The sequence below is a fragment of the Saccharopolyspora gregorii genome (assembly GCF_024734405.1).
GTDB classification, from domain to species: Bacteria; Actinomycetota; Actinomycetes; order Mycobacteriales; family Pseudonocardiaceae; genus Saccharopolyspora_C; species Saccharopolyspora_C gregorii.
In genome coordinates this window covers 5,742,752-5,755,237 of record NZ_CP059556.1, presented here as the reverse complement: position 1 = coordinate 5,755,237, position 12,486 = coordinate 5,742,752, and the positions used below count along the sequence as shown (strand labels likewise).

Sequence of the window (12,486 nt, the reverse complement as noted above, 5' to 3'; positions counted from 1 at the left end):
CCGGCCGGGAACTTTGTTACTTTCCAGTAGTCGAGAGCGAACCAGATGCCCGCCCGGCGCCGGTAGAGGTCGCCGTCCAACCCCGGGCGGCCGCGTTGTACCCCGGCACAACGAGCACGACGACGTCTCGAAGGACTCATGGACGAGCGGATGACCGCGATCGCGCTGCGGGTGATGACCGCGCTGGCCGCCGACGAGGAGGTCGTGGCGCGGGTCGCCGCGGCGGCCCGGCGCGGCTCACCGGACGTGGCGCGGCTGCCGGAGGAGGAGAACCGCAGGCACGTCGCGACCTTGCTGGCCGACGGCACCGCGCACCTGGAACGGGGCGGGACGCAGGACGCGGCCGGGGTGTCGGTGGCCCGCGCGCTGGGCGCGGACCGCGCGCTGCAGGGGGTGCCGATCGCCTCGCTGCTGCGCGGGGTGCACGCCGGTCGCACCGAGCTGGTCCGGGCCGGTGTGGAGCTGGCGCGCGGGATGGGCGTGGCCGATGCGGTGATCCTGGAGCTGGTGGTGGTCGTCGACCACTACGTCGCCACCGCCGAGCGGGACATCGTCGGCGGTTATCGCGCGGCCGAGCTGGACCTGTCCCGCACGGTGTGGGACCTGCACGCGCGGGTGCTGGGGGCGCTGTTCGCGTCCGGGGACCTGCCGGGGCGTGCGGAGCTGGAGCGCGCCGGGTTGAGCCGGGCGGAGCGCTACCACTGCGTGGTCACCGAGATCACCGATCCGGTGCTGGCCAGGGGCGTGGAGCGCAGCTTGGACGGGGTGTTCGGCCTGGTGGAGGGCCGCCTGGCGGGCCTGGCACGGCGGTTGTCGCCGCTGCCGGGGGAGGAGGCGCTGTTCGTGTGCTCCCCGGCGCTGCCGCTGGCGGAGGTGGGCCGGGCGTACCCGGCGTGCGTGCGGGCGCTCGGCGTGGCTGCCGCCTCCGGTGATCGGGGCGTGCGGATGGTGGCGGACCTGGCGGTGGAGGCGGCGCTGGCCGCGCAGCCGGAGCTGGCGGCGACCGTGGCCGGGGAGCTGCTGGGCGCGCTCGACCCGGGCAACGCGTTCCACCGGGAGCTGGCGGGGACGGCGCTGTGCTACCTGGACCACGGCAGGCGGGTGCGGGCGGCGGCGGACGCCCTGCACGTGCACGTGAACACGGTGCGCTACCGGTTGGAGCGGTTGGCGGAGCTCACCGGGACCGGGGTGCACGACGTGCCGCGGGCGGACCGGTCGCACGTGGTGGACACCGCAGGCACCTGGTGGGCGTTGCGCACCTGGCTCGGGCGGTGATCAGGCGCGGCGGGCGTCCAGCCGGGCGTAGGCCGCGCGCGAGGTGGTGAGCAGCGCTTCCGTGGGCAGCAGGGCGGGCCGGATCTCGCCCGCCGCCTGCTCGTAGGCCTCGTGCAGCTCGACGAGGGCGCCGCGCAGCGCCGGCGGGTGCACGGGTTCGGCGGTGCTGAGCGCCCGCACCCGCGCCAGCGCGGTGTGCACCCGGGACAGCCAGGCGCGGTTGGGCAGCGACCAGGCGGCGGCGACGGCGACCGCGGCGCCGAGCAGCGTCGTCCAGAACCGGTTCGCGGCCAGCGCGCCCGGGTCGGCGGGGGTGCCGAGCGCGCTGACCAGCAGCGCGACCGGGGTCGCGAACAGCAGCCCGAGCCCGTAGTTGATCGTCACCGTCATCTCGGCGCCCCACTGCAGCAGCACGAGCACGACCAGCAGCACCCACACCGTCGGCTGCGCGCCGAGCACCGCGGCGCCGACGAGCACGCCGAACACGGTGCCGGTGACGCGTTGCAGCATCCGCGGGACGGAGGTGGCGGTGCTGGTGGCCTGCAGCACCGACACCGCGGACACGGCCGCCCAGTAGGCGTGGCCGAAGCCGAGCAGGTCGGCGATCGTCCCGGCCAGCAGCGCGGCGGTGAACACGCGGAGGCCGTGCGGCAGCAGCCAGGACCCGCCGCGGCGGGGCCGGAGGGCGGCGCGCAGCACGTCGCGAATGACCGGCCAGCGGGAGGCGGGCAGCGGGGCGAGCGCGCCGCCGCCCGCCGGGTGCAGTTCGGGCAGCGGCTCGCCCGCCGCCGCGGCGACCGCGGCGGCCCGCAGCTCGGCGGGGGTGATCTCGGGCGCGCCGGGGGTCAGCAGCAGTTCGCAGGCGTGCACCGCGCGCACCAGGTCGCGGTGTTCGGCGGTGTCCCGGTGCCGTTCGCCGACGAGCGCGAGGCCGTTCCACGCGGCGTCGACGGCCACCGCGGCCTGGTGCCGCGCGGTCAGGTCGGTGCGCGCGGCGAGCGCGGTGGCGGTGGCGTTCAGCGCGGTGGCGGCGGCCCGGCGCTGCGGGGTGAGGCCGATGACGGCGGCGCCCGCGACGTTCACCGTCCAGGCGAACGCGGCGCACAGCGCGGCGACGGCGAGGTGCGGGCCGAGGTCGGCGGTGGTCAGCGGCAGGTGCGCGCACGCCCCCGCGGCGAATGCGAAGATCAATCCGCCGGGCGGCCCGACCTTGACGGCCGCGCAGATCACGGTGGCCGCGGCTCCGACGAACGCGGTGGCCGCCAGCGCCACCACCTCGTGCGCCGGGGTACCACCCGCGTACACCGCGATCAGCTCGCCGGCGGCGACGGCGAGCACCATGCCCACCGCCACCGCACCGAGCGTCCTGGCGTGCCGGTAGTAGGGCTCGGCACGGCCGTAGACGCTGCTCAGCGCCCCGAACACGGCGGCGGGCAGCAGGTCGAGGCGGTCGGTGAGCAGCAGCAGGACCAACGGGACGGCCATCGCCAGCAGCGTGCGGGCGGCGGGCCAGAGGAACGGACCGTGCAACCGGAACCGGTACGCGTCGGGCAGGTTGCGGGTGAGCACGGTTCCGGGCATAACACCAGTGTAGGAAAAGTAGTTTACTAGTGAAACGATGGGGCGATGAAGCGGACACCGGATCTCATCGACGCGGCCCGGTCGCAGTGGGCTGACCTGCGCCCGGACGTCGACACCACCAGCATCGACGTGATCGGCCGGGTGCTGCGCGCGGCGGCGGTGCTGCGCAGGCGGCTGGACGTGACGATCGCCGAGGCGGGGCTCAACCGGGCCGAGTTCGACCTGCTGTGCGCGCTGCGCCGCGGCGGGGTGGCGGTGACGCCGGGGCGGCTCAACGAGATCACCGTCGCCTCCGGTGCGGCCACCACCAAGCGGCTCCGCGAGCTCACCGAGCGCGGCCTGCTGGAGCGCACCACCGACCAGCGGGACCGGCGCAGCGCCCGGGTGCGGATCACCGCCGCGGGCGAGGAGCTGATCGACGAGGTGTTCCCGCAGGTCATGGCCGCCGAGCAGGCGCTGCTGTCCGGGCTGACCGCGCGGCAGCGGGAATCGCTGGCGGGCGGGCTCGCGGACCTGCTGCACGCGGTCGAGGGGTGAACACCGCCGCGAGCGAAAGAAAATCTTTCGTCAAGGGGTCGGATATCAACATATTATTGTGATCTGTCCGGGGTCATGGTCATAATTTTCGTGACTAGTGACGGGCGCTACAGCGGCCGCACGACGCACGAGGAGGCTGACATGACCGCACAGCAGGAAGCCGTTCTCGACCAGCCCACCACGACGACCGACGCCGACCAGGTGGTTCCGGCGCTGCGCGCGCAGGTCACCGGGGACCTGCTCGACATCGTGGTCGACCTCGACTCCGGGCACGGCTGCCGCCTGCGCGACCTGCGCGACGGCACCGAATACCTCGACATGACCATGTTCTTCAGCTCCGCGCCGCTCGGCCACGGGCACCCCGACCTGCGGGACCCGGAGTTCGAGGCGGCATTGCTGCGGACCGCGCGGGTCAAGCCCGCCAACCCCGACTTCGCCACCGTCGAGCAGGCCCGCTTCGCCGCGACGTTCCGCCGCGTCGCCGGCGTGCCGGAACTGCCGCTGCTGTTCCTCATCGACGGCGGCACGCTCGCGGTCGAGAACGCGCTCAAGGTCGCCTTCGACTGGAAGACCAAGCACAACGCGAGCCGCGGCATCGCCGTCCGCGGCAGCCGCGTGCTGCACCTGGAGCGGGCGTTCCACGGCCGCAGCGGGTACACCCTGTCGCTCACCAACACCGACCCGGTGAAGATCCGCGACTACCCGATGTTCGACTGGCCGCGCATCCCCAGCCCCGCCGTCGAACCCGGGCCGCGCTGGGACGAGCCGGAACTGCTGCCGGAGGAGCGGACCGCGCTGGAGGCCGCGGAGGCCGCGCTGCGCCGGCACGGCCACGAGGTCGCCTGCTTCGTCTACGAGCCGATCCAGGGCGAAGGCGGCGACCGGCACCTGCGGCCCCGCTTCCTCACCGCGGTGCAGGAGCTGTGCCGCGCGCACGACGTGCTCACCGTCGCCGACGAGGTGCAGACCGGCGGGCTGACCGGCTCGGTCTGGGCGCACCAGGAGCTCGGCCTGGAACCGGACCTGGTGGCGTTCGGCAAGCGGATGCAGGTGTGCGGCGTGCTGGGCGGGCGCCGGGTGCTCGACATCGCCGACAACGCCTTCCGCGAGCCCAGCCGGATCAGCTCCACCTGGGGCGGATCGCTGGTGGACATGGTCCGGGCCACCAAGATCCTGGAGGTCGCCGAGCGGGACGGGCTGTTCGAGAACGCCCGCCGGATGGGCGAGCTGCTGCTGGGCGAGCTGGGCGCGCTCGCCGCCGAGTTCCCGCAGCTGATCGGCTCCGCGCGGGGGCGCGGCCTGATGTGCGCGGTGAGCTTCCGCGACCCGGCGCTGCGGGACGCGGCGATCGCGGCGGCCCGCGACCGGCACCGCACGCTGTTCCTGCCGTCCGGCCCGGACGCGCTGCGGTTCCGCCCGGCGCTGTCGGTCACCCCGGAGGAGATCAGCGAGGCCGTGGCCGCCCTGCGCAGCACCCTCGCCGAACTCGGCTGACCGGCCGGACGTCCCGCCCGGCGACCGGGCGGGACGTCCGCCGCGGCGCGGTCAGCGCCAGGACGGCAGCCACAGCTCGGCCTGCCAGTGCTCCTGCGTGATCGGCTCCCCGTTCAGGATCGGCCACAACCAGGCGAAGTTCGCCACCACCAGGCCGACGTACAGCGCCACCAGCAGCAGCCCCGTCTTCCGCCGCTCGGTGTGCTCCCGCGCCGCGCCGAGCACCTCGCCCAGCACCAGCACGATCCCCAGCACCAGGAACGGCGCCATCGGCGTCGCGTAGAAGTAGTACATCTGCCGGTCCAGGTTGATGAACCACGGCAGGTACCCGGCGGCGTAGCCCACCAGCACCGCGGTGTAGCGCCAGTCCAGCCGGCTCGCCGCCCGCCACACCGCCCAGGCCGCCACCGGCAGCGAGAGCCACCACATCGCGGGCGTGCCCAGCAGCATCGTCGCCTGCACGCAGTTCGACCCGCCGCAGCCGGGCAGCCCCGACTCGTAGTAGTAGAGCATCGGCCGCATGCCCATCGGCCACGCCCACGGCTTCGACTCCCACGGGTGCGGGTGGTTCCCGGTGGTCAGGTGGGTGTGGAAGTCCAGCACGTTGAGCTGGTAGTACAGCAGCGAGCGCAGCGGGTCCGGCAGGAAGCCCATCCCCACGTCGGAGGCGGTGATCGCCGCGTTCCGGTCGGTGGCGGTCTCGCTGGCGAACCAGTTCGCCCAGGTCGCGAAGTACACCGCCAGCGGCAGCACCAGCAGCGAGCCCAGCGCGGGCACCGTGTCCCGCACCAGCGCGCCCACCCACGGCCGCTCCACCCCCGCGGTCCGCCGCGCCCACGCGTCCCACAGCACGCTGAGCAGGCCGAACGCCATGATGTAGTAGATGCCGTTCCACTTCACCCCGCAGGTCAGCCCCAGCGAGACGCCCGCGGCGAACCGCCACCACCGGAAGCCCAGCCGCGGTCCCCACCGGCTGTCGCCGATGCGCCCTTCGGCGACGACCAGCGACAGCCGCTCCCGCATCCGGTCGCGGTCCACCAGCAGCAGCGCGAACGCGGCGAGCACGAACAGCGCCTGGAAGATGTCGAGCATCCCGACCCGCGACTGCACGTGGCTGACCCCGTCGCAGATCAGCAGGATCCCGGCGAGCGCGCCCAGCAGCGTGGAACGGGTGAGCCTGCGGGCGATGCGCACCAGCAGCACCACCATGATCGTGCCCGCCAGCGCCGCCGAGATGCGCCAGCTCCACGGGCCGTACCCGAACACCCATTCGCCGATCGCGATGAGCTGCTTGCCGACCGGCGGGTGCGCGACGACCTCGTAGCCGGGGTTGTCCTCGTAGCCGCCGTTGCGCAGCATCTGCCACGCCTGGATCGCGTAGTACTTCTCGTCGAAGACCGGCGTCCCGTCGTCGGTGGCCCGGCCCAGGTCCCAGATCCGCACGACCCCGGCGATCAACCCGATCACCAGCGTCACGATCCAGCTGCGCAGCCGGTCGGACGGCATCCTCGGTGCGAGCAGCGCCCGGGCGTCCCGAGAACCGGGTTCGGCCGCGGGCGGGGTCTGACCGGGTTCGACCATGTTCTCGGCCTGGCCGCCGGTGGAGTTCGGCACGAGCACGCTCACACGTGAATCGTAGGGTTGGGCTCATGGACCTCGAATCCGGATCGGGCACGTTGGTGCTCGCCGCGACCCCGCTCGGTGATGCCCGCGACGCGTCCGCCCGGTTGGTCGATGCGCTCGGCTCGGCGACGATCATCGCCGCGGAGGACACCCGCCGGGTGCGCACGCTGGCGACGTCGCTGGGGGTGAACCCGGCCGGGAAGATCGTCAGCTACTACGAGGACGTGGAGGCGGCGCGCACCCCGCGGCTGCTGGAATCGCTGCGGGACGGCCAGGACGTGCTGCTGGTGACCGACGCCGGGATGCCGAGCGTGTCCGACCCCGGGTACCGGTTGGTGTCGGCGTGCGCGGCCGAGGGACTGCCGGTGACCTGCCTGCCGGGGCCGTCGGCGGTGACGACGGCGCTGGCCGTGTCCGGGCTGCCGTCGGACCGGTTCTGCTTCGAGGGCTTCCCGCCGCGCAAGCCGGGGGAGCGGCGCCGCTGGTTCGGGCGGCTGCTCGCCGAGCAGCGGACCTGCGTGTTCTTCGAGTCGCCGCGGCGGCTCGCGGACACCTTGGCGGACGCGGTCGCGGTGCTCGGCCCGGACCGGGCGGCGGTGGTGTGCCGCGAGCTGACCAAGACCTACGAGGAGGTGCGCCGCGGCGACCTGGGTTCGCTCGCCGAATGGGCGGGCGCCGAGGTGCGCGGCGAGATCACCGTGGTGATCGGCGGCGCGGCCCCGGTCTCGCAGGACCCGGCCGACCTGGTGCCGCAGGTCGAGGAGCGGGCCGCCGAGGGCATGCGGCTCAAGGACGCCGTCGCCGAGGTCGCCGAGCTCAGCGGCGCCCGCAAGAACGAGCTGTACACCGCGGTGCTCGCCGCCCGGCAGTGAGCTGAGCGAGCCCGCCCCTCCGCCGCCGGCCGGGTGGCGTCGGCGGGATCCCCGCTGCGGGACCGCGGTCACCGGTGGCTCCGCGCGGGGGAACGGTGGCCGTCGCCCGGGTGGTCGCTGCGCAGCGGCCCGGACCTGCTGGGCGAGGTCGAAGCCGGGCGGTGCGGTGGGGTGCGGGGCTACCGTGCGCGCATGGTGCGGGTGACCGGTACTGCTCGGCTGGCGGCGATCACCGGTGCGGAGTCGCGCAACGCCGGATCGGGCGTGGTCGCGACCGACCTCGGGATCTTGTGGGACGACGGGCGCGGCGGGGTGCTGGCCGCGTTCGGCGACACCTACGGCGAGCGCTGGGGCGGTAGCGGCGCCGGGCCGAAGCACGCGGACTGGCGGTGCAACGTGCTCGCCCGCAGCACCGGCACCGACCTCGACTCGGGGCTCGACCTGGACTGGGTGGTGCGCCGGGAGGACGGTGGCGCGGCCCAGTTCCTGCCCGGCGACCGCACCGGCGTCCGCGAGCACACCGTGATCCCCACCGCGGGCATCGCCGTCGGCGGGCGGAACCACCTGCACTACATGTCGGTGCGGCGCTGGGGAGTTCCTGGTTCGTGGCACACGAACTACGGGGCGCTGGCGTACTCCGACGACGGCGGCCGCAGCTGGACGAAGTCGGAGTCGGCGGTGTGGCGCAACGACCGGCAGCCGTTCCTGCGCCGGTTCCGCCGCCGCGACCAGGGCGGCCACCCGTTCCAGCAGCTCGCGTTCGCGGGCGTCGTGGACGGGCGGGTGCACCTGCTGGGCACGCCGAGCGGCCGGTTCGGCGCCGGGCACCTCGCCCGGGTCGGCCCGGACGACCTGCTGGACCCGGCGGCCTACGAGTACTGGACGGCGCGCGGCTGGACCGCGGACGAGCGGGAGGCGCTGCCGGTGCTCGCCGCCCCGGTCGCGGAGCTGTCCGTGCAGTTCAACACCCACTTCGGCCAGTGGTTCGCGGTGCACCTGGACGAGCGGCGGGCCGCGATCGTGCTGCGTACCGCCGACCGGCTCACCGGACCGTGGTCGGCGGGACGGGTGCTGGCCGCCGGATCCCGGTTCCCCGCGCTCTACGGCGGCTTCCAGCACCCGTGGGCGGCGGACCGGCCCGCGGTGTACTTCACGATGACGCAGTGGCGGCCGTACAACGTGTCCTTCCTGCGCGCCGACCTGGAATGACCCCGTCCGGTCGGGCTCCGCGCGGACCGTAGGCTCGCCGGTGGCACGACCGACCGAGGGGTTTGACGGTGAGCAAGAAGGACAAGAAGGAACGGCCGCCAATGCCGGAGGCGCTGCCCGCGCCCGCGGTGGACGCGCACACCCACCTCGACGCGTGCGGCGCGAAGACCGCCGAGGACGTGCGCACCCTGGTCGACCGCGCCGAGGCCGCCGGGATCACCCGGGTGATCACCGTCGCCGACGACCTCGAGGCCGCGCGCTGGGCCGCCGAGGCCGCCACCTGGGACGACCGCGTGTTCGCCGCGGTGGCGCTGCACCCGACCAGGGCCGAGGACCTCACCGATGCCGCCCGGGAGGTGCTGGCGGAGCTGGCCGAGCAGCCGCGGGTCGTGGCGATCGGCGAGACCGGGCTGGACTACTACTGGGACTTCTCCTCGCCGGACTCGCAGCACGAGGCGTTCCGCTGGCACATCGACCTGGCCAAGCGCACCGGCAAGCCGTTGATGATCCACGACCGGGAGGCGCACGAGGACATCCTGCGCATCCTGACCGAGGAGGGGTCGCCGGAGGCGGTGGTCTTCCACTGCTTCTCCGGGGACGCGGAATTCGCCCGCGCCTGCGTGGACCGCGGCTACGTGCTCTCGTTCGCGGGCACCGCGACCTTCCGCAACGCCAACGCGGCCGGCCTGCGCGAGGCGGCCCGGCTGGTGCCGGTGGAGCAGATGCTGGTGGAGACCGACGCGCCGTTCCTCACCCCGCACCCGTTCCGCGGGCGCCCCAACGAGCCCTACTGCGTCAATTACACCCTTCGAGAGCTCGCGGAGCTGCGCGGAGCCGATCTCGCGGAACTCGCCGTGGCCACCACCGCCACGGCAGAGCGGATCTTCCGCCTCGATCAGGTAGGGCGCGGCTGACCTGCGCTGACTGAGCGTGCCCTGCCGTCGTGCCGGGCGCGCGCACTGACTTGCGACCGCGACCCGGCGACCTAGCGTCCCCTGCGGAAGCCGGGGGCGGCCCCGCTCGGCGATCGGCCACAGTGGACCCGACGGGTCCGCGGCAGGCGCCGGGACCGCTGCCCGGAGGCACGGCAGTCAGGACCTGTATGCGCATCCGTGGCATCACCAGGATCGGAATCGCCGCCGCGATCACGCTGTGCGGCGCGCCGCTCGCGACCGCGGCACCCGCCCCCGAGCGCAGCGGTGACGCCGGAGAACCCCGCACCGGGCAGGTGTGGGACCGGCTGGCGCAGTGCGAATCCGGCGGGAACTGGGCCACCAACAGCGGGAACGGCTACTACGGCGGGCTCCAGTTCGACCGCAGCACGTGGGCGGCCTACGGCGGCGAGGGCTTCGCCCGCTACCCGCACCGCGCCTCGCGCGAGCAGCAGATCTCGGTGGCGAGCGCGCTGCGCGACGACCGCGGCGGCTACGGGGCCTGGCCGGCGTGCGCCCGCAAGCTCGGGCTCCCGCGTTGAGCGGTCCTGCTCCGAACGGCGCCCCGAACCGCCGCTGAACGGCTCGACCGCCGGAGATCGCCCGGGAGTGTGAGGAAGTGAGGTTCCTCATCACCCACCGCGTCCGGACGGTCGTTGCCGCCGCCGGCGCGGGCGGCGGGAGATGACCGCTCTCTCCCGTCGCCCGCCCCCCACCCGCCGTCCCGGCGTCCGAGCCGGAGCCGGTGATCGGGAGCGCCGGTGATCCGCTCACCAGGGACGATCAATCCGTCCACTGGGGACGAACCGGTCGATCTCGGCACGGGGCGGCGAAACCGCCGCGGTGGTGGGAAAACTGGCAGCGGTTCGCGGTCGATCACCCGACCCGATCACCGACGGTGCACGGTTGCGCGGCAAATCGGCGTAACCCAGGTCACACCGGCGGGCGGCCCCTTGGCGGGCCCGCAGGATCACGCTAGAGTCTCGGCCTCGTAACCGATGACAACGAAGTCACGGGAACGCCCGCTAGTCGCCGCCGGGTACGTCGGGGAAGTCGGTGCCACCGATCGAGCTGGGAACGAGACCGGTTCGCATCAGGTATCGGCTGAAGACGGCGCTTGGCTACGGGAGTCGGATACGGAAACGAAGCACGAAGTCGCGCAGCGGCAGGTGAAGGAGTTCGAACCGGACATGCTCGGCGAACTCCCCTTGGTCACCCGCGCGCGGACGGCTTCTCGCTTTCGAGAGGTAGCGACCCTGTGAACGGACGCGGCATCCCCGGTGCCCACGCCAGCTCCACCAGCAGTGATGAACAGCTGGGTGGTGCAGGCCGAGACCACGGCTACTGGGCCGATTCATTCGAGCCCTCGACGGACTGGTTCAGCCCCGTGAGCCCGCAGCAGCAGACCGCGGTCGGCCTGCTCGATCGCGAGAGCGATGCGGAGATCACCGCCGAGCAGCCCTTCGCCCCCATCAGCGACCGGTACCCGGCGCAGGACCACCCGAGCTTCCCGCCCGGCGCGCTGGAGATCACGCCGGACGACGTGCTCGAAGCGCTCGGCCCGCAGGCCGACGAGATGCTCGCGACTGCCGACATCGACGTCGACGAGCTCATCCGGCTCATCAACGCAGAGACCGTGGTCATGCCGCCGCTGGTCCTGCCCGACGAGCTCGGTGAACCGCAGGCGCAGCCCTCCCCGGAGGTCGTCGAAGCGATCACCTCGTGGAAGCAGCGCTTCCTCAAGGGCGCGGTCGCCGCGGTCATCCTCACCCTGACCGGCTCCGGCGGTGCCGCCGCCGCGATGGACAAGTCCGTCACCGTCGAGATCGACGGCAAGGAACGCCAGGTCAACACCTACGAGTCGACCGTCGGCGAAGTCCTCGAGGACGAGGGCATCAGCATCGGCGAGCACGACGCGCTGAGCCCCTCCCCGCAGTCCAAGGTCGGGCACAACGACACGATCACCCTCGACCGCGGCCGCCTGCTGAAGATGACGGTGGACGGCGAGCAGCGCGAGGAGTGGGTCCGGTCGGTGACCGTCGGCCAGGCGCTGCGCCAGCTCGGCGTCGCCGACGACGGCGCCTGGGTCTCCAGCGCGCGCAGCACGGCGGTGCCCGAGCAGGGCATGGACCTGGTGGTCAAGACCGCCAAGGACATCACGATCACCGACGGCGCGGGCGAGCCCCGGCAGCTGACGACCACCGCGGTGACCGTCGACGAGCTGGTGCAGGAGCAGAACCTCCAGCTCGGGCCGGAAGACCACATCACCCCCGGCGGCGACCAGAAGATCACCAGCGGTGCCACGGTGCAGATCGACCGCACCGGCAGCACCGTGATCAACGTGACGGTGCCGATCGAGCCGCCGGTCAAGGAGATCGAAGACGACTCCATGCTCAAGGGCGAGGAGAAGGTCGAGAACCCGGGCACGCCCGGCGAGAAGATCGTCTTCACCCGGGTGAGCACCCGCAACGGCGAGGAGACCGGTCGCGAAGCGGTCGGCGAGAAGATCACCAAGGAGCCGACCGAGAAGGTCGTCCGCGTCGGCACCAAGCAGCCGCCGAACAGCGCCGTCTGGGACAAGCTGGTGCAGTGCGAGGCCGGCGGCAACTGGGCGATCAACACCGGCAACGGCTACTACGGCGGTCTCCAGTTCGATAAGAGCACCTGGGACGCCTACGGCGGCGACCAGTACGCGGCCTACCCGCACCAGGCCAGCCGGGAGCAGCAGATCTCGGTCGCCACGAAGGTGCGCGACGCCCGCGGCGGCAGCTACGGCGCCTGGCCGGGCTGCTCCTCGAAGCTCGGCCTGAGCTGAGCCGCGCCGGGACGGTTCCCGGCTCCCGCGTTCTTCGACCGGTCATCGGCCTCGTGCCGGTGACCGGTCGTTCGCGTTCCCGGGCCTGCTCGGTGCGGTCCTGATCAGCGCGGGGGAGGGCGGGCGCGGTGCGGGAAGCGGGCGCGGG

The 12,486-nt window shown here is 73.4% G+C and carries 9 protein-coding genes and 1 pseudogene; 8 read left to right on the top strand and 2 right to left on the bottom strand.

What is annotated here, in order from left to right; genetic code table 11:
* The first annotated feature begins 138 nt into the window (after nt 1-138).
* On the top strand, nt 139-1,275 hold the full coding sequence (locus H1226_RS25195; protein WP_258343380.1) for a PucR family transcriptional regulator: 1,137 nt from the start codon (nt 139-141) through the stop codon (nt 1,273-1,275).
* Here the strand turns inward: H1226_RS25195 and H1226_RS25190 are convergent, their stop codons facing one another.
* Entirely contained in the window at nt 1,276-2,856 is a 1,581-nt protein-coding gene (locus H1226_RS25190) for an FUSC family protein (RefSeq protein ID WP_258343378.1), read from the bottom strand.
* Between the two features lie 45 nt (nt 2,857-2,901).
* Between H1226_RS25190 and H1226_RS25185 the strand changes: the two genes are divergently transcribed.
* Complete coding sequence (locus H1226_RS25185; RefSeq protein ID WP_258343377.1) at nt 2,902-3,393, top strand: MarR family winged helix-turn-helix transcriptional regulator; 492 nt, start codon at nt 2,902-2,904, stop codon at nt 3,391-3,393.
* A gap of 141 nt (nt 3,394-3,534) precedes the next feature.
* Entirely contained in the window at nt 3,535-4,887 is a 1,353-nt protein-coding gene (lat, locus tag H1226_RS25180; protein ID WP_258343376.1) for an L-lysine 6-transaminase, read from the top strand.
* 51 nt (nt 4,888-4,938) lie between these two features.
* Here lat and H1226_RS25175 read toward each other — a convergent pair whose 3' ends face one another.
* Nucleotides 4,939-6,468 carry a dolichyl-phosphate-mannose--protein mannosyltransferase gene (locus H1226_RS25175; RefSeq protein ID WP_258349501.1) on the bottom strand — a complete coding sequence of 510 codons (1,530 nt, stop codon included), beginning with the start codon at nt 6,466-6,468 and terminating at the stop codon, nt 4,939-4,941.
* Between the two features lie 68 nt (nt 6,469-6,536).
* Here H1226_RS25175 and rsmI point away from each other — a divergent pair, with 68 nt between their 5' ends.
* The 5 genes and pseudogenes from rsmI to H1226_RS25150 all read left to right on the top strand — a co-directional run bounded on the left by rsmI (nt 6,537) and on the right by H1226_RS25150 (nt 12,338).
* A complete protein-coding gene (gene rsmI / locus H1226_RS25170) occupies nt 6,537-7,382 on the top strand; it encodes a 16S rRNA (cytidine(1402)-2'-O)-methyltransferase (protein ID WP_224960200.1) in 846 nt (281 codons plus the stop codon).
* A gap of 192 nt (nt 7,383-7,574) precedes the next feature.
* Nucleotides 7,575-8,591: a DUF4185 domain-containing protein gene (locus H1226_RS25165; RefSeq protein WP_258343374.1), complete on the top strand. Its 1,017-nt coding sequence runs from the start codon at nt 7,575-7,577 to the stop codon at nt 8,589-8,591.
* A gap of 101 nt (nt 8,592-8,692) precedes the next feature.
* The gene (locus H1226_RS25160) at nt 8,693-9,505 is read left to right on the top strand and encodes a TatD family hydrolase (RefSeq protein ID WP_258349500.1); all 813 of its coding nucleotides are present in this window, start codon (nt 8,693-8,695) and stop codon (nt 9,503-9,505) included.
* A 299-nt stretch (nt 9,506-9,804) separates the two neighbouring features.
* Nucleotides 9,805-10,065, top strand: a pseudogene (locus H1226_RS25155) (transglycosylase family protein); the annotation flags it as partial.
* A 716-nt stretch (nt 10,066-10,781) separates the two neighbouring features.
* Nucleotides 10,782-12,338, top strand: coding sequence for a transglycosylase family protein (locus H1226_RS25150; RefSeq protein WP_373689987.1), 1,557 nt, complete (start codon nt 10,782-10,784; stop codon nt 12,336-12,338).
* Nucleotides 12,339-12,486 lie beyond the last annotated feature (148 nt).